The sequence below is a fragment of the Massilia rhizosphaerae genome, assembly GCF_016093545.1.
Lineage (GTDB): Bacteria > Pseudomonadota > Gammaproteobacteria > Burkholderiales > Burkholderiaceae_D > Telluria > Telluria rhizosphaerae.
Window position 1 is genome coordinate 41,545 of record NZ_JADKYX010000016.1, and the last position, 21,603, is coordinate 63,147.

Genomic DNA, 21,603 nt, shown 5'->3' on the forward strand with positions numbered 1-21,603 from the left:
TGACGGCCCTTGCTGTCTGCGGAGCGGCGCGATGGCCGCCGTCGGCGAATTACTTGCCGCTGGACTCGTAGTTCTTCACGCCCGCCAGGATCTCGGCCTTGGCCGCGTCCGGGCCTTCCCAGCCTTCGACCTTGACCCACTTGCCTTTTTCCAGGTCCTTGTAGTGCTCGAAGAAGTGCTGGATCTGGCGCAGGGTCAGTTCCTGGACGTCTTCGACTTTCTGCAGGTGCGAATAGACCGGCAGGATTTTTTCGATGGGCACGGCCAGGATCTTCGAGTCGCCGCCGGCTTCGTCGGTCATCTTCAGGACGCCCAGCGCGCGGCAACGGACGACGACGCCCGGGATCAGCGCGAACGGGGTAATCACCAGCACGTCGCACGGGTCGCCGTCGTCGGCGATCGTGTCCGGGATGTAGCCGTAGTTGCACGGATAGTGCATGGCGGTACCCATGAAGCGGTCGACGAAGATCGCGCCGGATTCCTTGTCCACTTCGTACTTGATCGGATCGGCGTTCATCGGGATTTCGATGACGACGTTGAAGTCGTTCGGCACATCGCGGCCGGCGTTGACGTTATTCAGGCTCATGGATAGTCCTTGGTTGCTGGGGAAACAATAAAACAACGATTATAACGAATCGCCTTCGCCTTGTGCGCTGCACAAGGTCGCAAGGCAACGCGACGCGCTGTCGCGCCGGCGGGCCGCCGTGTTGGCCCGCACCCGACAGTCACGCCAAACTGTTGCGCCGGTCCCGACTCGGCAGGCCCGCAACAGCCTGTCGGCGCCCGCTGGAAGGCTGGCACGCCACGTGCTGGATCGATGCCGTGAGCGCCACCGCTCACGCATCCGCCACCCGCATCGAGGAGAACAGCATGAACATCCAGAAACACATGGAAGCCATCTTCATCACCACGCTCGCCGTCGTCGGCGCCGGGTCGATCGTCATCGATCGCCTGCCGGACGCCCAGGCCGGCACGGTCCGGCCGGCCGTTCCGGCCGAAAACGCCGTCGGGACGCCGGACCACATGGCCGTCATCGTCGTCCACGGCCACAAGCTGCCGCGCCGCGCATGAGCGTCCGCGGACACGGCGCCGTCACAGCACCGTCGCGAGCGCGCACTGGCGGTAGTGGTTGTCGGCTTCTTCCCGCTGGCCCAGGGCTTCGTGCAGCTGGGCCAGCTTCAAATGGGCCTCGCGCACCATGTGCGGCTCGGTGGCGTCGGACAGCGCCTGCTCCAGGTAGCGCTGGGCCTTGCCCCACAGTTTCTGGCGCAGGCACAGGGAACCCAGCGTCAGTTCCAGTTCCGGATCGTTCGGATGGGTGTGCTGCCACGTCTCGCAATTCTCGATCTGCGCGAGCAAGGTGCTCGATCCTTCCGGACCGGCCGCCTCGCGGTAGGCGCGCACGACGCGCTCGTCCCAGCCGGCCTTCAGGGCGTCCTCGACGATGCCGCGGGCCTCGTCGTGCAGGCCGCGGGCATTGAACGCGGCGGCCGCGCGGGCCGCGATGTACGGCTTGACGCGGTCGCTGCCCGGCACCGTGTTCCACACGCGGCGGATCGACTCGGTGTCGTGGCCGCCCTCGGACAGCAGCGCGTCGTAGGCCATCTCGCGCAAGCGCGCGGACAAGGCCGGATGCAGCGCGTTGCGCTTGTCCAGGATGCGCACGAGGCGCAGCACCTCGGGCCAGTTGCGCGCCTGCTGGTTGGCCTTCATGGCCCATTGCAGCGCATGGATGTGGCGCTGGCCGCTGGCATTCAGTTCCGCGACGGCTTCCAGCGCGCCCTCCGGTTTGTGGTCGTCGACAAGCAATTCCGTGACCGTCATCAGGCGCGCCGTCTTGAGCGACTGGTCGTGCGCGATCCCGGCCAGCCAGGCGTCGCGCCGTGCCGGCTCGCGCATGCGGTGGGCGGCGCGGGCGGCGATCAGCGCGGCGAGGCCGGCATTCTCGGGCAGGTCGGCGGCGCGCTTGGCGGCCTTTTCGGCATGGCCGAAGCGGCCTTCGAACAGGGCTTTCAAGGCGTCGCGCAGGCCGCGGTTGGCTTCGCGCTCGCGCTTGCGGAACCGGTACTCGGCCACGCGTTCCGGCATGTCGAGCGTGGCGCGCACGGCCCGCGCCAGCAGGTACAGCACGAGGAACAGCGCGCAGGCCAGCACGACGAACAGGTTCAGCGACATGTCGATCCGGTGCGGCGGATAGAAAAAGACCACGTTGCCGGGATTGAAGCGCGCGGTCACGGCGATGCCGATGGCCGCGGCCATCAGGGCGACTAACCAGAGTAATAAACGCATCGTTCAGGCCCCGCGCTTCACGGCTTCGATTTGTAATTGCGCACGGCGTTCAGGCTCTCCGACAAGTCGGGCACGTCGATGGTGACGTTGTTGGCCTGCACCTGGCGCAGCAATGCCTGCGCGGCCTGGGTCGAGCGTGCCTTCGTGTCGAAGTACTTCTCGAGCATCTGCTGTGCGCTGGTCAAGTCGTCGCGGAACGTGCCCTCGTTGCGCGACAGCAGCGCCAGGCGCGCGTTCAGCAGGCGCAATTTGAGGTTCTCGCGCACGAAGTACGATTCGCTCGGCGACAGCATCAGCGCATCCGGATTCTCGACCGTGCGCACGCGGATCAATTGGCGGATGTCGTCCCACATCTCGTGGCTCCAGCTGCGCCAGGTGTCCGCGACGCGCCGGGCCAGGCTCTGCTCCGCCGGCGCCGCGGCCGTCTTGCCTTTGGACCTGGCGCCGCCCGGATTCGCGCGCGTGGGCGCGATCGGCTCGGCCGGCTTTTCGTCGGACAGCAACGGCAGGCTGTCGATCTGCGAAATCACGTTGTCCAGGCGCAGCGCCATGCCGGGCTGGTCGACGGACGGCAGCGCCTTGAGCTTGTCGATGTCGCGCGCGATGGCGCGGCGGATCGTGATGAATTGCGGCTTGTCGGCACGCGACAGCGAGCGGTCCGCGTTCTGCAGCGCGATCAGCGCCCCCTGCACGTTGCCGGCCAGCTGCAGCTGCTGGCTCGCGGTGGACAGCACCTGTTCGATTTCCGACAGCGCCCACTCGTCGCGGTTCTTGGAGATGTCCTGGTACATCTGCTCCAGCGCGGCCTGCTGGCTCTGCGCTTCGGTCTGGCGGTTTTCCAGCACGCCGACCTTCACCTGCAATTCCTTGGCGGCCTCCTGCACGTCGCGGACGGCCTGCGCCGTCTCCGCGTTCGAGGCATTGTCCTTCTGCAAGGTGCGCGCGACGTCCTCGCGCAGGCGGTTGAAACGGGTATGCGTGGACCAGGTTTGCAAGGCCAGCAGGACGGCCAGCGCGATGATGGCCACGTTCTGCGGCTTTTGCAGTATCCCGCCGAGGCCGGAACCTTCTGGCACGCGAGGCTCGCCGGGCCCGCCCGCCGATGCCGGCGCGGCATAGCTTTCCGGCGGCACGACCGCACCGCCCATGTCTGGTTTTTCTGGATTGTTGGGCAATTCGTTCATGCTCGTGATTGTAACGCGGCAAGCAGCCGCTCGTCGCCGGACCCTGTGAGGGTCACGGCCTTGAAACCGAGTGCCTCCGCCGTTTCCGCGATGCGGGCGTGCGGAACGATCAAGCGCTGCTGTTGCAGTTTTGCCACACTTGCGCCGCCGTCAAGCTGTTCGACGAGGCCGGCCAGGCCGCGCAGGGCTTCCGAGCTCGTGACGATCCAGTCGTTCGGCGCGGCCAGCAAGGCGCGCAGCGACGCCGCCAGGTCCGGGCTCAGGGACGGCACGGCGCGGCGGTACGCGGCCACCGTTTCGACGTCGATGCCGGCCGCGCGCAACGCGTCCGGCAACAGTTCGCGGCCCGTCTCGCCGCGCACGACGAGCACCTTGCGGCCGGCCAGCGCGGCCGTGTCGAGCGCCTGCAACAGGTGTTCGGAATCGCTGTGGGAAGCGTCGAGCGGGGCGTGGATGCGGTAGCGGTCGCCGCAGACGCCGTGGCGCGCCAGCGCCGCCCGGCTGCCCTCGCCCACGACGGCCAGCGCCACGTCGTCCGGCCAGGCATCGATGTGGGCGAACGCGGCGTCGACGGCGTTCGGCGACACGAAGGCGACGAGCGCGTAGTCGCGCAGCCGGGCGAGCGCGGCGCGCAACTGCGTCTCGTCGGGCAGCGGGGAGATGTCGAGCAACGGCAGGATCAACGGCGTGCGGCCGAGCGCCGCCACCGCGCGGGCCAGCGGCTCGGCCTGCTGGCGCGGACGTGTGATGACGACCGTGTCAGGCATCGCCGGCGGTTGTCGCCTTGCATTCGGCCAGGATGCCGGCGGCGTCCTGCTCGGCCAGCTTCTGCGCCACCTGCTCGCCCACCGCTTCCGGCAGCGCCGCGGGGCCGCTGCCGGTGGCGAAGGCGCTGCGGCGGCCGTCCGGCGTGGCGACCATCGCCCGCAGGTGCAGCGTGTCGCCGTCGACCGTCGCGTGCGCGGCCAGCGGGATCTGGCAGCTGCCGCCGAACACTTGCGACACTTTGCGCTCGGCCATCACGGCCTGCGCCGTGTGCACGTGGTTCAACGGGGCCAGCAGCGCGCGCACGTCGAAGCCGGCGCCATTGCCCGACAGGATCTCGATCGCCATCGCGCCCTGGCCGGCGGCCGGCAGGCTGTCGTCCGGCTCCAGGTAGGCGCGGATGCGGCGCGTGAGGCCCAGGCGCTTGAGTCCGGCGGCGGCGAGGATGATGGCGGCGTAGTCGCCACGGTCGAGCTTGCCGAGCCGCGTGTCGAGGTTGCCGCGCAGCGGCTTGATCACGAGCTGCGGATAACGCGCGGCGATGAGGGCCTGGCGGCGCAGGCTGCTCGTGCCGACGATGCTGCCGGCCGGCAGCGCGGCCAGGCTGTCGAAATCGTTGGAGACGAAGGCGTCGCGCGGGTCTTCGCGCTCGAGGATTGCCGCCAGTTCAAAACCTTCCGGCAATTCCATCGGCACGTCCTTGAGGGAGTGCACGGCGAGGTGGGCGCGGCCGTCGGCCATCGCCACTTCGAGTTCCTTCACGAACAGGCCCTTGCCGCCCACCTTGGACAATGTCTTGTCGAGAATCTGGTCGCCGCGCGTCGTCATGCCCAGAATATCGATTTGGCACTGCGGATATAATGCTGCGAGCCGGTCGCGCACATGCGTGGCCTGCCACATGGCCAGCCGGCTTTCGCGCGATGCGATGATCAATTGCGCGGGAACGTGCTGCGTCGTGTCGTTAGAGTTCAAAACGGATTCTTTCACTGTCGTTGCGCCCGGATCGGGCAGCGCCGGTCAGGCCCATACCTGAGACCACAAATTCTAGCATGGGCCCACCCGCAGGCCATGGTTATCGCCGCCCTGCAGCTGTATCAAAACACTACCGATTAGTTGTTCTCAACAATTCAACCCGTGGTCGATATGGACAATCCCGCCGCACTCAATCCCCAGCCCGGCAGCGTCGACAAGGACGCGCCGCTGAAAGAAGACATCCGCCTGCTCGGCCGCCTCCTCGGCGACGTGCTGCGCGACCAGGAAGGCGCAGACGTGTTCGACGTCGTCGAAACGATCCGCCAGACCGCCGTACGCTTCCGCCGCGAAGACGACGAGCAAGCCGGCACCGAACTCAAGACGCTGCTTGCCGGACTGTCGCGCGAAGAGACGAACTCCGTCGTGCGCGCGTTCTCGTATTTCTCGCACCTGGCCAACATCGCCGAAGACCAGCACCACATCCGCCGCCGCCGCGCCCACCTGCTGGCCGGCTCGACGCCGCAGCCGTCCAGCGTCGCGTACGCCCTCACCCGCCTGAAGGACGCCGGTGTCGGCCAGGACGCCGTCGCCGCGTTCCTGCGCGAGGCGCTGATCGCCCCCGTGCTGACGGCGCACCCGACCGAAGTCCAGAGAAAAAGCACCCTCGACGCCGAGCACGACATCGCGCGCCTGCTGGCCGAACGCGACCTGCCGCTGACGCCGAAGGAACGCGCCCGCAACCTGCAACTGCTGCAGGCCCGCATCGCCACGTTGTGGCAGACCCGCATGCTGCGCTACGAAAAACTGACGGTGGCGGACGAGATCGAGAACGCCCTGTCGTACTACCGCACGACCTTCCTGCGCGAGCTGCCGGCCGTGTACGACGACGTCGAGGAAGAGATCGCGGCGCACTACGGCGCGGGCGCCGACGGCCTCGACGACGCGGCCTATATGCAGATGGGCAGCTGGATCGGCGGCGACCGCGACGGCAACCCGAACGTCAACGCGGCGACGATGCAGCGCGCCCTCGTGCGCCATTCGACCACGATCTTCGACTTTTACCTGGACGAAGTGCACGCGCTGGGCGCGGAACTGTCGCCGTCGACGCTGCTCGTGTCCGCGAGCCCGGCGCTGCTGGCGCTGGCCGACGCGTCGCCGGACCATTCGCCGCACCGCAGCGACGAGCCGTACCGCCGCGCCCTGATCGGCATCTACGCGCGTCTCGCGTCGACGGCGCGCGAGCTGGGCGCCACCAACATCCTGCGCAAGGAAGTGGGCCATGCGGACGCCTACCGCGACGGCGCCGAGTTCCGCGCCGAGCTGCAGGTGCTCGTCGATTCGCTGAACGAAAACCACGGTGCGATCCTGGCCGTGCCCCGCTTGAATGGCCTGGTGCGCGCGGCGCGGATCTTCGGCTTCCACCTCGCCTCGCTCGACATGCGCCAGAGCTCCGACGTGCACGAGAAAGTGCTGGCCGAGCTGTTCGCGCGGGCCGGCGTGCAGGCCGACTACGCGGCGCTCGACGAAGACGCGAAGGTCAAGCTGCTGCAGGACGAACTGGCGCAGCCGCGCCTGTTGTACACGCCGTACGAAAGCTATTCGGACGTCACGAATTCCGAGCTGCAGATCCTGCGCACGGCGCGCGAGATCCGCAAGCGCTACGGCACGCGCGCCATCCGCAACTACATCATCTCGCACACGGAAACGGTGTCCGACCTGCTGGAAGTCCTGCTGCTGCAAAAGGAAACGGGCCTGTACCGCCCCAGCGAAAAGAAGAGCGACGTGATGGTGATCCCGTTGTTCGAGACCATCCCCGACCTGCAGCGCGCCGGCGACATCATGCACGAGTGGATGGCGCTGCCGGTCGTCGCGGACGTCGTCGAGCACCAGGGCCGGCTGCAGGAAGTCATGCTCGGGTATTCGGACTCGAACAAGGACGGCGGTTTCCTGACGTCGAACTGGGAACTCTATCAAGCGGAGCTGAAACTCGTGCAGGTGTTCGCCGACGCGAACGTCAAGCTCCGGCTGTTCCACGGCCGCGGCGGCACGGTCGGCCGCGGCGGCGGCCCGAGCTACGACGCGATCCTCGCCCAGCCGCCGGGCACCGTGAACGGCCAGATCCGCCTGACGGAACAGGGCGAGATCATCTCGTCGAAGTTCAGCAATCCGGAAATCGGCCGCCGCAACCTCGAGCTGCTCGTCGCCGCGACCCTGGAAGCGGGCCTGATGCCGCACGGCGCCGACCGCGAACAGATCGAGCGCCTGTCCCGCTTCGAGCCGGTGATGGCCGAGCTGTCGCAGCGCGCGTACAAGGCCTACCGCAACCTCGTGTACGAGACCCCGGGCTTCACGGACTACTTCTTCGCCGCCACGCCGATCGCGGAAATCGCGGAACTGAACCTCGGCTCGCGTCCGGCGTCGCGCAAGTCGACGCGCCGCATCGAAGACCTGCGCGCGATCCCCTGGGGCTTCTCGTGGGGCCAGTGCCGCCTGCTGCTGCCGGGCTGGTTCGGCTTCGGCGCCGCGGTATCGAGCTGGCTGGCGGACGGCGACCGCGACGAGCGCCTGGCCCTGCTGCGCGAAATGGCGCAGCACTGGCCGTTCTTCGCCACGCTGCTGTCGAACATGGACATGGTGCTGGCCAAGTCCGACCTCGCCATCGCCTCGCGCTACGCGGAGCTGGTGCCGGACGCCGAGCTGCGCGAGCGCATCTTCAAGCGCATTTCGGCCGAGTACGCGGAAACCCTGCATTGCCTGGCGCTCGTCACGGGCACGGCAGACCGCCTCGTGAACAATCCGCTGCTGGCGCGGTCGATCCAGAACCGCTTCGCCTACCTCGACCCGCTGAATCACTTGCAGGTCGAGCTGATCCAGCGGCATCGCGCGCTGTCGGCCGAGGAGAAGGTGGACGAGCGGGTGCATCGGGGGATCCACCTGTCGATCAACGGGGTGGCGGCCGGGTTGCGCAATACCGGTTGATCGTCACACTTCGCGCGCATGCGGGCCTTGGCAACCAGGGCACGCATGCCGTTCGCACGCGCCATACGCTTCCACTCTCCGCCTTCGGGCTCCTGACCTCCATCCGAAACACTGGACACGCCACGCTTTGCGGCGGCGGCCTGGTTGTGTTCGCTCAAATTCCACATAGGCATGTCCTTGAATAATTACACGGTTCCGGAACGGGACCGGTAGCGATGACTGCTGTGGTCTAGAACCATGCGAGGTGACTGGAGGGCGGAAGAAGATGGCAAATACATACGTCGCAAAGGCATTCAGCCTCGCGGAATACAAGCTTGTAGCGCGCCATCGCCCGCTCCGCCTTCGCCTCGATGGCCTGGACAAAAACGACGACGAGACGCTGCTGCCGCAGAGAATCATCGGCAACGAGGCGGTATGCGGCGGGCTGGAGTTCCGAATGTTGTGCGTGTCCGAAAGCGCGACACTCCCGCTCAAGAACTTCATCGGCGTGCCGGCCGAGCTGCAAATCGTCACCGACAGCGGCGAACTGCGCCGGGTTTGCGGCATTGTCACGGAGGCCGCGTCCGGCCAAAGCGACGGCGGTCTCGCGACCTATCGGCTGGTCATGCGCGATGCCCTGTCGGTGATGGGCAACAAAGTCAACACGCGAATCTTCCGGGACAAAAGCGAACTGGACATCATCAGGATACTGGTCGACGAATGGCGAAAAAGTATCCCCGGGCTGGCTGCCACCTTCGACATGATCATCGACGCCGGCCTTGCCAACCGTACCATGCCACGCCGCGAATTCATCATGCAGCACAACGAATCGGATGCCGACTTCGTGCGCCGCCTGATGCAGCGACGCGGCATCGCCTGGTTCTTCCGTGCCGGCTTGGCGACAGGCCGGCGCGGCGCGGGGAACAGGCGGCAAAGCGAACCGATCGGCCACACGCTGGTGCTGTTCGACGACGCCAACCGGCTCGACCAGAACGCGGCCGGCAGCGTCCGTTTCCATCGCGACGACGCCACCGAGCAGCGCGACACCATCACAGGCTGGAGCGCAGTGCGCACGCTTCGCCCAGGCAGTTCCTCCCTGTTCAGTTGGGATTACGTGCAGCCGGTCGGCAAAGCGTTCATGGCGGCCCAAACACCATCGCAAGCCGACCAGGGCATGCACGGCAACCGGTTGGCCCGCCGGCTCGACGATTACCACGTCGCCGCCCCGCACCTCGGCGATAGTCCACGCGATCTTCTGGAACTGAACGATACGCAGATGGCGCACCATGAGTACGCCTCAAAATGGTTCAAAGGCGAAGGCAGCGTGCGCGATCTGGCCGTTGGCGAGTGGTTCAGCCTGCAAGGCCATCCAGAAATCGACACGCATCCCGCCAACGAACGGCAGTTCGTCATCACGTCACAGCACATCGTTGCCGACAACAACCTGCCGGTGGAAATCGGTGCGCGCGTCGAACGGCTGTTCGAGCAAAGTGGCTGGCCTGGCGCTGCGAGCGCGTCCAAGCCCAACGGTGACGCATCAGGTCCGCGCTACAAGACGAGCTTTACCTGCGTTCGCCGAAGCGTTCGCATCGTGCCGCCGCGCCCGGCCCTGCCGCACCCGCAATTGCAGACGGCGATCGTGGTCGGCCCCGAGAACGAAGCCATCTGGTGCGATTCTCTCGGCCGCGTCAAGGTCCGCTTCCTTGCTACGCGCCCCGAGGATCACGAACACGCCGCAGGTGCCGGCAGTTCCAATTCGGATCGCGACTCTGCCTGGGTGCGCGTCGCGTCCAACTGGGCCGGCAGCGGCCCCGGCACCATTGCGCAGTGCGGCACGCGCCTGCTGCCGCCCATCGGAACGGAGGTGCTCATCGACTTCGCGGGCGGAGATCCCGACAAGCCCGTCATCATCGGGCAACTATTCAACGGCGACGCGCCACCACCAGCGTTCGCTCGCGAGGATGGACTACCCAGTACCCGCTACCAGTCCGGCCTGCGCAGCCGCGAGGTACGGGGCCGGCGCGGCAATCAGCTTCGGCTGGACGATACGCCTGGCCAGATCAGCGCGCAGCTGGCGAGCGATCATGGCGCAACCGAACTGAATCTTGGATATCTCACGGAGGCGCGGGGACACAACGGAACAAACGCGCGCGGCGACGGCGCCGAGTTGCGCACCGACGAAGCGATTGCGCTGCGCGCTGCGCGCGGCATCCTGCTGAGCGCCTGGAAACTACTCGGCGGCACCGATAGCAAAGGACCCCAGCTTGCGCGTAACGAGTACCTGGATCTGCTGCGCGAGTGCGGCGAACTGTGCACTTCACTCGGCAACTATGCCGCCGAACACAACGGCCTTGCGGTGGACACCAAGGAACAGGAAGCACTACATGCACGGTTCAAGCAGTGGGACGATGGCAGCAATATCGCCCCCGAAGCCATCGCACCGAGGGAACCGGTGATCGCAATGACGTCGCCGGCAGGCATCGGCTTCGCCAGCTCCAAGGCCATTGTCAGCTACTCGGCCAGCAACATCGACACGGCCTCCCAGCACCATCTGCAGCTCACGGCCGGCCAACGATTCACGGTCAATGCCGGCAATGGCGTATCGCTCTTTGCCCGCGGCGGCGGACTCAGCGCCATCGCGCACAACGGCAAATTGTTACTCCAGAGCCAGCACGACGACACCGCCATCAACTCGGCGAAGGACGTGCAAATCACCGCCAGCGAGGGCGCCATCACGATCTCCGCCAAGACGATTCTGTTGGTCGCACAAGACGGTTCGTTTTTCAAGCTGGGAGAAGGCTCACCCGTCCTGGGGAGCAAGCAGGCACTCAAATTCCACGGCCCGGATTTCATTTGGGAGGGCCCTGAAACAATGAGTACGCAACTCCCGTCATTCAAGAAAGACGGGACGGATCTCAAATTCGAGCCGCGTCTTTATCCCCATCTCGACGGTGGCGTGCCGGCTTCCGGCCTGGCCTACGAGATCGATTCCGCAGCCGGCGCCGCTGCGGGCAGCACGGACGCTCAAGGGAAAACCATCATCCTGAAGCATGACCGGATGCACATTGCACACATCGATCTCAAGGAGGAAGGCCAGCCATGACCGACGCAAAGAGCGCTTCGCTTTACAAGAAGCTGCCGTTCAGTCGCGGCAACGGAGAAGGCGTGACGTTGCCGGGGCACGGCAACAAGAAAATCGTCGGAGTGAGACACAATCTGCCAGGTTCGATCATCCTCGTGCACGGCGTGAATGACATCGGGGTCAGTTACGACGCCGTGGAATCCGGCCTGTGCGAAGGGCTGGCGGAGCGCCTGCGCGGCGATCTGACGCCCGGAACGTATCGCATGCCGCAGACTGCGGACCGCGACAAGCTGGAGGAAGATCCCGACGCCGTTTTCTACAAGCGCCAGATCACGGACGATACGCATAGTCCGGTCATTCCGTTCTATTGGGGATTCCGGGAAGAGACCGCGCACGTGACCGACTGGAGGAAGACCCCGCACGGCCAGGCAATCGACCGCTACGGCAATCGGCTGGACAGGGATTATTCGAAGGAAGGCGGACCGTTCGCCAATGCGACGACCTCGCTTCCGGAGATGTGGAATCGCGGCAAAGGCGATGCATATGGCAGCCTGGATTGGGCATCGCACGATGCAACCCATCCCATCCTGAAAAATCCGGGCCGGCTCTACATGATCCTGGCGGCGCGCCGGCTCGCCGCCCTCATTTCAATGATTCGCGACTACGACGCAGACGAAACGGTCTCGATCGTCGCACACAGCCAGGGTTGCCTGCTCAGCCTGCTGGCCCAGGCTTTTCTGCTCGACCCGCAGATGCAAAAGGATCAGCCCGGCGGGCGGCCGGCCGACACGCTCATCCTGTGCAATCCTCCTTACAGCCTGATCGATGAACTGCCGATGAGCGCGGCGCTCGCCAACGGATATTCCGGCGCGGACCCGCTGATGACGGCCACCCAAGATCGTTACCGCTACATCAGCGGTGGCCAGACCTTGCATGCCCGCTTGACCACGCTGGCGAACATCGTCAACGGCGTCCACGGCAAAAAACACCAGGCGCCCGCATTAGCGGAACTGACGGATACGAAAAAACATGTCGGCGCGGTCGGCCCCAAATGGGACGCGGCCAGGGACCGCGATAACCGCGGCAAGGTCTATCTCTATTTTTCTCCGGAAGACATGACCGTGGCATTCGCGGGCGTGGAAGGCATCGGTTGGCAGGGCGTCCCCGACTTCCAGCGGGGCCACCGTCGTGAAACTCCCGAAGTCGACACGATAACCTCGATCGACGATTTTCGGCCACCTCACTCCGTGCCGACGGCGGTCATACGCAAACCCCTTTCCGAGCTGGGCCCGGGATTCTTTCAACGTGTCTTCACGCTGAAGCGCCGGCCGGATTTTCGAAGCGGCAAACCGGTTCTGGTTGGACAAGCCCCTCATGACTTCGCGCTGCGCGTTCCCGGCGAAGACGACCAGGCCCATACCGCCGTCAGCGACTCATGGATCAGCAACCATAGCCTGCGCGAGCACTTGCCCAGCACCGGCGACGCGCCCGACAGCTTGCCTCCCGAAGAACGTGAGCGGTTCGGGTTGCGACGCATCACCGGCGAAGCCTTGACGAAACCCGTCCCGGCCAGCATGGGCGAAGGCGCATTTCCGGACGCACAGCACCGCTACGGCGCCAGCGAAAACGTCGACCAGATCGACGCCGCGATTTCCATTACGAGCAAATACGGCATCGACGGCCACCGCTGGGAATGCATCGCCGATCCGGGCAACGTCACCGAGGCGCTGCACCGCTATCAGCCGGTGGCGAGTCCGCGTCCGGATCTGTATTCAGCCAGAGTGGCAAAGCTGAACGAGCAGTGCGCGACACTGACGGAAAAGCTCAACCACGACAAGAAAGTCGAGGACAGGTGCGAGGTGAAGTCCGTGTACGTGTGCCTGGAAGTCGGCTTTGAACGCCCGCTCAAGCCGCCCAAGTTGTTGATCGAACGAACCGAAACGCCGAACGAGGCGCGTCTGCGCTGGCAAAAGATGGCCACGCCGCGTTCGTTTCACAGCGCGATTTATGGCGGACGTAAGAATCACAGCCAAGTGACTGCGTACGACGTGGCGATCGGTGGCGGCAAGGCGCCGACGCATCCGTTGTTTTACAAATACCTGTGCGCGGTGGCGGATTGGCGGTTGAAAGATCCACCCGATAAGGAAAAATCTCGACCAGGTATCCTCGAGTGGAGCAAGTTCCTGGAACAGTTTGCGGCCTACTGGGAGGACGAGCGCCCTTGGCGGAAAACGCTAATCGAAGGTAATCAAATATATTACACAACCGGGAAATTACCCGCTGACCTGCCGCTTCCCCCAGAGGGACTCCCTCAGTGCATTATCGTGGAATCGATGACCGGAACGGTCGGGAAGGCTGGACGGGTGACCACATGAGGACGTTCCATCAAAAGCGGTATCCGACAGCAAAAAGCATATTAGCCAATGCGGTATTTCACTTAGCGCGCGTGGCGTTCTTTACTATTTCAATCAACGCAATCGCGGCGACCGATCCGACGGAGATAACAATGAGAAAACCATGGTGGCTTCTGGTAACCGCGCTGGGAATCGGACTGGTACTTGGCGGGCGTTTGGTATTAGCAGCCCGCGAAGCCGACGCGCGACAGGCACAGGCATCGGCTGCGGCGGAGAAGGCACGCGAGCAGGCCGCAGCCACACACACCGAACAAGGACGACGGGAATACGTATTAGAAGTGATCAATCTGGGCGTCACCCTGGACAAGTACCGACAGGGCAAACTGTGGGATGCACTGCAGTCAGGCAACCCTTATGCATCACTTCGCGAACATGACCCCAAAAAATATCCATGGACAGAGTTTGACAAACTCGGTCAGAGCGGCGGGCGTGGTGGCGACACGTTGGAAAACGGAGCCGGGTACACCGTGACTGAATGGGGCACGCCAGTCTTCAACGCAAGACCTCCCGATATGAGTAAGTATGCGGGAAATCCGCTCATGCCCGACATGGGTCTCGCCGGGTCAGCGGAATCATCCGGCATGTCCACCAGCCTGTTCGTGGCCGGTCCGGCGCGCTTTTCCGAACGGCCGGACCGCATCGTAGAAGACGTTTTCGAGTTCTTTGACGCCAACCCGGATGTCCCATATGTCGTGTTGAACTCGGACGACGGCATGGACGTCCGGGACATGTCCAGGCCACCCGGGTCGCCACCACTCGTCAAAGAAGGCTATTACGTCCCCGAAATGCCGGATGCGTCGGCGCTCTTCGTGCTTGCCCGCCGCGAGCGGGTCGAACCAATCCGTCCTTTCGCCTACGAAGATATCGATGACTACCGGACTCCGATGGAAGTGCTTAATCGAGACGGCGTCGCGAGGCGCCTTTTTCTGGGTTATCTCGACTTGCAAAAATCGGTCCCCCAGCCAAACGATCGAAATTTGCCACAAGGTCGGCCGGTAACGGCCGCCGAATGGCTCGAATACGCCGCCAAATTCAGCAAGCGTCCCGACATCCGCGGCACCGGCCAGATCAGCTTCCTGGACCGCGAATTCAACGCGAAGCATCGTCCACCGCTGGACTGGAAGCCAACGCCATGGTTCCCGATCCCGTGGAGCAAGCTGCAACTCAAGCAATTCGACGACATGGCCTCGCTCGGTTTCATCCATCGCCCCGTCTTCGTGAAGACGACCGACGAACATGGCAAACCGCTGCCCCGGCGCGACGCGCGCCAAAAAGCGCTCATGGAAGGCCTGGAGCAGGCGCTGCGCACCTTGCCGGAGGCCGAGCGTGCGAAAGGTCCCGCGCGCGTGATCGCCGCGACGAACAATCAGACGGAACAACTGGTCGCCCTCGAAGGCATGCTGCACCAGTACGCCGCGCAAGGCGGACCGGAAATCGACAGCGGCAAGCTCGACCAGTTCATCAACATCGACCGGCGCCTCGGCAACACCGGCGCGGCGACCTTGTTCATGGAAATGGCGATCGGCGTGATGGGCAGTTATCGGGCCGGCGGTCCGAGCCTCGCCGTCAACCTGCGCGATCCGCACGAGGCGAGCTTCATTTTCGTCACGCCCCCCTCCGAGGAAAAGCGCAAGGCCCAGCAACAATCCCGCGGCGATGTATTCCGGAGTATCAAATCGATGGCAGTCGATCCGGAGAACTATGCCGTTCCGGCCGCAAAGTAACAAGGGCGCTGCAGCGTTGCCCTCCGCATTTGTCAACGCAAAGGGGCTGTCATGAAGAACGTCATCCGGCTAGGGGACGCCACGACGCACGGCGGCAAGGTGGTCAGCGCCAGCGCTTCCAACTTCAAAGTACACGGCATTCCAGTGGCCTGCGTGGGCGACACCTGCAGTTGCCCCGTCCCCGGTCACTCAGGGTGCACGATTACGAGCGGGTCACCTCACCACACAATCGACGGGAAGCAAATCGCCTTCGATGGCGACAGTCTCAGTTGCGGGGCAAAACTGATCTCGAGCTTCACACATTTCGGCACGACGACATGACGTTTGCCGCGTTCGGCATCATCGCCTGACGGACAGCCCGAACGCCAGGCTGAGCCCCGGCGTATTCCGGTTCAATCCATGCACGGCCATCGCGTCGAGCTGGCAATCCCGGCTCAGGAGCCACGACGCGCCCGCGTCCACGACGGTCTGCGAACCGCCATGCGCCGCCCGCGCGATCCGCGGCGCGGCCAGTTCCGCGAAGCCGTGCAGCCGCTCGCTGTACGCCTTGCCCAGCGACGCCGCGAACACGCCATACAGGTAATGCGCGCCGGCATCGTCGCCGTCGCGCCCCACGCCCGGCATCACGCCCAGCGACCAGTCGCGGCCGAGGTCCCATTCGGCCGGCACGTTCAGGGACGGCCGCAACCCCGTCCCGCGCACCGCGCGGCTGCCGGTCGGCAGGGCCGCTTCCGCGATCAGGCCGACGGACGGCCGCACCCCATCCTGATCGACGAGATGCCATTTGACGCCCGCGGCGCCGTCGGCCCAGTCCGCGCTCGCCGTGTGCGCGCCCGTGGCCGGATCGCTCACGTGCGCGATCGTGCGGCCGGCCGTTTCCACCCGCAGCTCCAGCGCGTCGGACAGGCCGATGCGCAGCAACGTTGGGGTCGTGAGCGTGCGCACGTGGGCTTCGGCGTCACGTTGGCGATCCCACTGCAGGCCAGTCTCGAGCTGGACGCGGCCGTTGCCGACGACCTGGCTCGAGTTGGCGACGTTGGGACGGTCGGGGTTGATGATGTCGTCGTCCGCGTGGGCGGCCGGCAGCGCCAGGATGCCCGCCAGCAGGCAGGCAGGCAAGGGTGGACGCGGGAATGGATGGGTACAAATGCATCGTGGACGGGCTTCGAAAAAGCGAGTGCCGATTGTATGCCGGGGTGGCTACCCATCGACGCATGCCCGGCCCTTCCTGTCCGGATTGTAATCGAACCGGATGATGCGGCCCGGCAATGTGGCGCGGTAAATACGGATCGAGCACGATGCTCTCACGAGCGTGCACTATTTTGGTACATTGGCATTGTTGCCGTATAGCATTTCGCGGCTTCGCACGCATTGCCCGACCGCGCGATGCCCCCCCACGAAAGAACGCGACCATGCGTACCAATCTCCCCGTCACGAATCGCGAAGTGCGCCTCGCGGATGGCAAGACCATCGTTTCCACCACCGATCTCAAGGGCCGCATCACCTACGCGAATCCGTATTTCGTCGAGATCAGCGGCTTCACGCTCGACGAACTGGTCGGCGCGCCGCAGAACATCGTGCGCCACCCCGACATGCCATCGGAAGCGTTCGCCGACCTGTGGCGCACGATCCGGGCGGGCGAGCCCTGGACCGCCCTCGTCAAGAACCGCTGCAAGAATGGCGATTTCTATTGGGTCAGGGCGAACGTCACGCCCATGTTCGAACGAGGCGAAGCGGTCGGCTACCTGTCGGTCCGCACCAAGCCGGCGGCGGAGGAAGTCGCCGCCGCCGAGGCGCTGTACGCGCGCCTGCGCGGCGCCGACGGCGGCCTGCGGCTGGCCAGGGGCAAGCCGGCCCGCACGGGCTGGCGCGGCAGGCTGGACGGCTGGATGCGGTTCGGCCTGGGCGCGCGCACGTCCCTCATGTGCGGTGCGCTGCTCGCGGTAGCGGCGCTCCAGGCGGCGGACGCCGGCGGCGGCTGGCGTATGCTGCTCGCGGCGGTGCCCGCCGTGGTGGCCGTCCTGATGTGGCTGACCGTGCGGCACGGCATCCTGGCGCCCCTGCGGCGCGCAACGCGATTGGGCATGCGGTTGGCCGGCGGCGACCTGACGGCGCAACGCGAGGCCGCGGCGGACGACGAAGTGGGCGCCCTGCTCGCGGCATTGACCCAGGTGGGCATCAACCTGCAGAGCGTCATCGGCGATATCCGCGCCAATTTCGAACAGATGCAACTGGCGACGTCCGAAATCGCACGGGGCAATATGGACCTGTCCGGACGCACGGAAAGCCAGGCATCGAGCCTGGAGCAGACCGCGGCGAGCATGGAGGAATTGTCGCGCAGCGTCGCCGACAATTCGCAGGCGCTGACGCGGGCCGGTGCGTTGTCCGGCCATGCGGCGCAGGCGACGGAACGGGGCAGCGCGTCCGTGGACCAGATGCTGGCCTCGATGGATGCCGTCACCGCCTCGTCGCGCCAGGTGCTCGACATCGTCGGCATCATCGAGACGATCGCGTTCCAGACCAATATCCTGGCCCTCAACGCGGCCGTCGAAGCGGCGCGCGCAGGCGAGCAAGGACGCGGCTTCGCGGTCGTCGCGAGCGAGGTGCGTAACCTGGCCGGCCGTTGCAGCGCCTCCGCCAAGGACGTCGCGCAACTCGTGCAGGCCTCGATCGGCAACGTGGATGCCGGCGTCCGGACGAGCCAGGCGGTGGGAGAACAGGTGCGCGAGATCGCGGCCGCCATCGGCGACGTCAAGCAGGTGATGGACGGGATTTCGGTCGCGGCGGGCGAGCAGGCGCACGGCATCGCCCAGGTGAATGCCGCGGTGGCGCACCTGGACGGCCTGACGCAGCAGAACGCGGCCCTGGTCGAGGAAGCCGCGGCGGCGACGGCCAGCGTGGTCGACCAGGCCGGCGCCATCGCCGACGCCCTGGCCATGTTCAAGGTGGCCGGCGCCGCCCGGCCGGGGGCGCGCCATGCGGCCCCGTCCCGCGCGGAGCGGGGCCGGACCGGTGCGCGGAAAGAACTGCTTACTGGTTCTGCAGGAAGGTCTTGAGCTTGTCCGAGCGCGACGGCTGGCGCAGCTTGCTCATCGCCTTCGCTTCGATCTGGCGGATGCGCTCGCGGGTCACGTCGAACTGCTTGCCCACTTCTTCCAGCGTGTGGTCGTTCGACATCTCGACGCCGTAGCGCATGCGCAGGACCTTCGCTTCGCGCGGGGTCAGCGAATCCAGCACTTCCTTGATCACGTTCCGCATCGACGCGTGCAGCGCGGCGTCCAGCGGCGCCAGGGTCGCGTTGTCCTCGATGAAGTCGCCCAGTTGCGAATCGCCGTCCTCGCCCATCGGGGTTTCCATCGAGATCGGCTCCTTCGCGATCTTCATGATCTCGCGGACCTTCGATTCCGGCATCTCCATCTTCGTCGCCAGGGTCGCCATGTCCGGCTCGGTGCCCGTTTCCTGCATGATCTGGCGCGAGATGCGGTTCATCTTGTTGATCGTCTCGATCATGTGCACCGGCACGCGGATCGTGCGCGCCATGTCGGCGATCGAACGCGTGATCGCCTGGCGGATCCACCACGTCGCGTACGTCGAGAATTTATAGCCGCGGCGGTACTCGAACTTGTCGACGGCCTTCAACAGGCCGATGTTGCCTTCCTGGATCAGGTCGAGGAATTGCAGGCCGCGGTTGATGTACTTCTTCGCGATCGAGATCACGAGACGCAGGTTGGCCACCGTCATTTCGCGCTTGGCCGTGCGGGCGCGCTTTTCGCCGGCCGCCATCTGGCGGTTGATCGTGCGCAGGTCCGCCAGCGGCAGCGCCACGCGCGCCTGCAGGTCGATCATGCGCTGCTGCAGTTCCAGGATCGCCGGCGCATTGCGTTTCAACACGGCGCTGTACGGGTAGGCGCAGTCGACTTCGCGCTGCACCCACTCGAGGTCCGTCTCGTTGCCCGGGAAGACCTTGATGAAGTGGGCGCGCGGCATGCCGCAGCGGTTCACGCAGATGTCGAGCACGGCGCGCTCGATGGCGCGCACTTCGTCCATCTGGTGGCGCAACGTGTCGCACAGCTTTTCCACGACCTTCGCGGTGAAGCGGATGCCCAGCAGTTCCGACGAGATCACTTCCTGCGCCGCCGTGTACGCGGGCGAGCCGTAGCCCTGCGTCTTGAACGCGTGGCCCATCTTGTCGAACTGCTTTTCGATGGTGGCGAATTTGTCCAGCGCGCCCTTCTTCAGCGCGGCCAGCTGCTCGGCCGAGTAGCCGGCGGCGGCGCTGCCGCCGGTACCGCCGTCGTCCTCTTCTTCCTCGACGTCGTCCTCGTCGTCTTCGTCGTCCTCGTCGGCGGCGCCGGCGACGGGCGCGGCCGCGCCGCCTTCGTTCGGGTCGATCAGGCCGTCCACGACGTCATCGATCTTGAGTTCGTCCGCGGCGATCTTGTGCGACAGCGCGATGATCTCGGAAATCGTCACCGGGCAGGCGGAGATCGCCTGCACCATGTCCTTCAGGCCGTCCTCGATGCGCTTGGCGATGGCGATCTCGCCCTCGCGCGTCAGCAGCGACACGGCGCCCATCTCGCGCATGTACATGCGGACCGGATCGGTCGTGCGGCCGAAGTCGGAGTCGACGGTCGACAGCGCCGTCGCGGCGGCCGCTTCCACCTCGTCCTCGGAGGTCGGCGTGACGACGGCGTCCGACAGCAGCATCATTTCCGCTTCCGGCGCGCGCTCGTAGACGGCGATGCCCATGTCGTTGAACGTCGCGATGATGCCTTCGATCGCTTCCGGATCGATGATGTTTTCCGGCAGGTGGTCGTTGATCTCCGCATGGGTCAGGTAGCCGCGCTCCTTCCCCATGTTGATCAGGTTCTTCAGCTGCTGGCGGCGCTTTTCCAGTTCCTCGGCCGAGAAACCTTCCGCGGCGCCGAACAGGGCGGCGCCGCCCTTGGCCTTACGCTCGCGCAGTTTCGATGCGGCCTTGAGTTCGGCGCGCTCGACGGCGTTCAGCGCCGCGATCTCGTCGTTCTCCGGCACGAATTCGCTCGGCTTGCGGCCGCGGCGGCCCGGCACCTTCACTTGCGGCAGCAGGTAGCCGGACGTGTCGATCGCGGCCAGCGTAGCGGCATCGGTCGTCGTGCTGACGGTGCCGGTGGGCTGGGCGGGCGCCGTCGCGGTCGACGGCTCGATGCGGCGCGCGGTGCGGGCGCGCACGACGCGCACGGCCGGCGCCGTCTCGGCGGCCGGCGCGGCCGCTGCCGCGGGCGCGGCCGGGGCGGTTTCCTGGGCCGGCGTGGCGGCGTCGGCCTTCAGCGCGGCCAGGCGCGACGCGCGCTTCTTGACGATCACGGGCGGCGCGGCCGGCGCGGCCGGGGTCGCGTCGTCGGCTTCGTCCGTTGCCATGGCGGCGACGGGCGCGACAACCGGTTCGGCGGCGGGCTCCGGCGCGGACTGCACGTCCGCCGCGACGGCTTCCGCCTGCGCGGCGGCGTCGAGTTGTTCCGGCTGCGCCTGGGACGCCTGCCCGGCCTGGACGGCCTTCAGCGACGCGAGGCGCGAACGGGTCTTCACCACCGTCACCTTGGCTGCCGCTTCCGTTTCGAGGAAATAGGAGGTCGCGGTCTTCGGCACTGCCAGCTGGGCCGTGCTTTTTGCCGGCGCTTTCTTCGCTGTCAGTGTCAGGGTCTTGGCGGTGTTTTTCATATAACTTTCTCCAGTCGAGGCGTGGCGCGCGCCTGCGAAGTCAATAACCCACCTGGCCCGCTGTGCGGACCCCGGAGGGACGGATGATGGGGATGGCCTAACCTTAGGGCGGAAGCCTGGAAATCAAGCACCCCTGCCGCTGCGGCCCGTCGGCGGGCGTCCTGGGCAGCCGCGACGGGCTGCGACGCGCGCGCTCAAGGGGTTCAAGCGGAACGGAATGTGGTTGAAATCGCGGTTTAGCATGTCGGAACGAAAAAAAGCCCGTCAGACAACGGGCTTGAATCTATTTTCCAGGGGAGAAATAGAGGAGACATGAACATTATGCCCCAAGGAAATCTTTAGCGATAATTGAAATATCCGATAAGGGATATCACTCAGACGCATATTTCCTTTTTCAACTTCCAGACCCTGGCTGCGTCGGCGCAAACCGTACGCAAGGAAAGGGGCGGATCATACACGATTTCTCGGCCGCGCGCCGCAGCATATGCATGAAATAACGGTCGAACAGTCAATAA

At 65.6% G+C, this 21,603-nt stretch carries 14 protein-coding genes; 7 read left to right on the forward strand and 7 right to left on the reverse strand.

Features of this window, described 5'->3' with window-relative positions:
- Positions 1–49: 49 nt before the first annotated feature.
- Entirely contained in the window at positions 50–586 is a 537-nt protein-coding gene (gene ppa, locus ISF28_RS21160) for an inorganic diphosphatase (RefSeq protein ID WP_198119162.1), read from the reverse strand.
- 284 nt (positions 587–870) lie between these two features.
- Here ppa and ISF28_RS21165 point away from each other — a divergent pair, with 284 nt between their 5' ends.
- Complete coding sequence (locus ISF28_RS21165; RefSeq protein WP_198119163.1) at positions 871–1,071, forward strand: hypothetical protein; 201 nt, start codon at positions 871–873, stop codon at positions 1,069–1,071.
- 21 nt (positions 1,072–1,092) lie between these two features.
- Here ISF28_RS21165 and ISF28_RS21170 read toward each other — a convergent pair whose 3' ends face one another.
- The 4 genes from ISF28_RS21170 to hemC are packed head-to-tail and all read right to left on the reverse strand — an operon-like array spanning position 1,093 to position 5,210.
- On the reverse strand, positions 1,093–2,289 hold the full coding sequence (locus ISF28_RS21170) for a heme biosynthesis protein HemY (protein WP_198119164.1): 1,197 nt from the start codon (positions 2,287–2,289) through the stop codon (positions 1,093–1,095).
- A 17-nt stretch (positions 2,290–2,306) separates the two neighbouring features.
- Positions 2,307–3,473, reverse strand: coding sequence for a uroporphyrinogen-III C-methyltransferase (locus ISF28_RS21175; RefSeq protein ID WP_198119165.1), 1,167 nt, complete (start codon positions 3,471–3,473; stop codon positions 2,307–2,309).
- Positions 3,470–4,240, reverse strand: a complete 771-nt coding sequence (locus ISF28_RS21180) for a uroporphyrinogen-III synthase (protein ID WP_198119166.1) — start codon at positions 4,238–4,240, stop codon at positions 3,470–3,472. Before ISF28_RS21180 ends, ISF28_RS21175 begins: the two co-directional genes overlap by 4 nt.
- Positions 4,233–5,210 carry a hydroxymethylbilane synthase gene (gene hemC, locus ISF28_RS21185; RefSeq protein WP_267876967.1) on the reverse strand — a complete coding sequence of 326 codons (978 nt, stop codon included), beginning with the start codon at positions 5,208–5,210 and terminating at the stop codon, positions 4,233–4,235. Before hemC ends, ISF28_RS21180 begins: the two co-directional genes overlap by 8 nt.
- A gap of 171 nt (positions 5,211–5,381) precedes the next feature.
- On the opposite strand from hemC, the gene ppc reads away from it, so the two are divergent.
- From ppc to ISF28_RS21210, 5 genes are all read left to right on the forward strand, one after another.
- Positions 5,382–8,189, forward strand: a complete 2,808-nt coding sequence (gene ppc, locus ISF28_RS21190; protein ID WP_198119167.1) for a phosphoenolpyruvate carboxylase — start codon at positions 5,382–5,384, stop codon at positions 8,187–8,189.
- 265 nt (positions 8,190–8,454) lie between these two features.
- Positions 8,455–11,271 carry a type VI secretion system Vgr family protein gene (locus tag ISF28_RS21195; protein ID WP_198119168.1) on the forward strand — a complete coding sequence of 939 codons (2,817 nt, stop codon included), beginning with the start codon at positions 8,455–8,457 and terminating at the stop codon, positions 11,269–11,271.
- Positions 11,268–13,625 carry a T6SS effector phospholipase Tle3 domain-containing protein gene (locus ISF28_RS21200; RefSeq protein WP_198119169.1) on the forward strand — a complete coding sequence of 786 codons (2,358 nt, stop codon included), beginning with the start codon at positions 11,268–11,270 and terminating at the stop codon, positions 13,623–13,625. The genes ISF28_RS21195 and ISF28_RS21200 overlap by 4 nt, the downstream gene beginning before the upstream one ends.
- Positions 13,622–15,388, forward strand: coding sequence for a type VI lipase adapter Tla3 domain-containing protein (locus ISF28_RS21205; protein ID WP_198119170.1), 1,767 nt, complete (start codon positions 13,622–13,624; stop codon positions 15,386–15,388). Before ISF28_RS21200 ends, ISF28_RS21205 begins: the two co-directional genes overlap by 4 nt.
- Positions 15,389–15,439: 51 nt before the next feature.
- Entirely contained in the window at positions 15,440–15,709 is a 270-nt protein-coding gene (locus ISF28_RS21210) for a PAAR domain-containing protein (protein ID WP_198119171.1), read from the forward strand.
- An 18-nt stretch (positions 15,710–15,727) separates the two neighbouring features.
- Here ISF28_RS21210 and ISF28_RS21215 read toward each other — a convergent pair whose 3' ends face one another.
- Positions 15,728–16,507 carry a transporter gene (locus ISF28_RS21215; RefSeq protein ID WP_198119172.1) on the reverse strand — a complete coding sequence of 260 codons (780 nt, stop codon included), beginning with the start codon at positions 16,505–16,507 and terminating at the stop codon, positions 15,728–15,730.
- Between the two features lie 293 nt (positions 16,508–16,800).
- Between ISF28_RS21215 and ISF28_RS21220 the strand changes: the two genes are divergently transcribed.
- Positions 16,801–18,444 carry a methyl-accepting chemotaxis protein gene (locus ISF28_RS21220; protein ID WP_198119173.1) on the forward strand — a complete coding sequence of 548 codons (1,644 nt, stop codon included), beginning with the start codon at positions 16,801–16,803 and terminating at the stop codon, positions 18,442–18,444.
- Here ISF28_RS21220 and rpoD read toward each other — a convergent pair.
- On the reverse strand, positions 18,419–21,088 hold the full coding sequence (rpoD, locus tag ISF28_RS21225) for an RNA polymerase sigma factor RpoD (protein ID WP_198119174.1): 2,670 nt from the start codon (positions 21,086–21,088) through the stop codon (positions 18,419–18,421). The two genes, ISF28_RS21220 and rpoD, sit on opposite strands and share 26 nt — an antisense overlap.
- Between the last annotated feature and the right edge of the window lie 515 nt (positions 21,089–21,603).

Coding starts and splice junctions, on each gene's coding strand:
- rpoD (WP_198119174.1), bottom strand. CDS start 21,088: ATGAAAAACACCGCCAAGACCCTGACACTGACAGCGAAGAAAGCGCCG.
- ISF28_RS21210 (WP_198119171.1), top strand. CDS start 15,440: ATGAAGAACGTCATCCGGCTAGGGGACGCCACGACGCACGGCGGCAAG.
- ISF28_RS21200 (WP_198119169.1), top strand. CDS start 11,268: ATGACCGACGCAAAGAGCGCTTCGCTTTACAAGAAGCTGCCGTTCAGT.
- ISF28_RS21180 (WP_198119166.1), bottom strand. CDS start 4,240: ATGCCTGACACGGTCGTCATCACACGTCCGCGCCAGCAGGCCGAGCCG.
- ppc (WP_198119167.1), top strand. CDS start 5,382: ATGGACAATCCCGCCGCACTCAATCCCCAGCCCGGCAGCGTCGACAAG.
- ISF28_RS21220 (WP_198119173.1), top strand. CDS start 16,801: ATGCGTACCAATCTCCCCGTCACGAATCGCGAAGTGCGCCTCGCGGAT.
- ISF28_RS21205 (WP_198119170.1), top strand. CDS start 13,622: ATGAGGACGTTCCATCAAAAGCGGTATCCGACAGCAAAAAGCATATTA.
- ISF28_RS21195 (WP_198119168.1), top strand. CDS start 8,455: ATGGCAAATACATACGTCGCAAAGGCATTCAGCCTCGCGGAATACAAG.
- ISF28_RS21165 (WP_198119163.1), top strand. CDS start 871: ATGAACATCCAGAAACACATGGAAGCCATCTTCATCACCACGCTCGCC.
- ppa (WP_198119162.1), bottom strand. CDS start 586: ATGAGCCTGAATAACGTCAACGCCGGCCGCGATGTGCCGAACGACTTC.
- ISF28_RS21170 (WP_198119164.1), bottom strand. CDS start 2,289: ATGCGTTTATTACTCTGGTTAGTCGCCCTGATGGCCGCGGCCATCGGC.
- ISF28_RS21175 (WP_198119165.1), bottom strand. CDS start 3,473: ATGAACGAATTGCCCAACAATCCAGAAAAACCAGACATGGGCGGTGCG.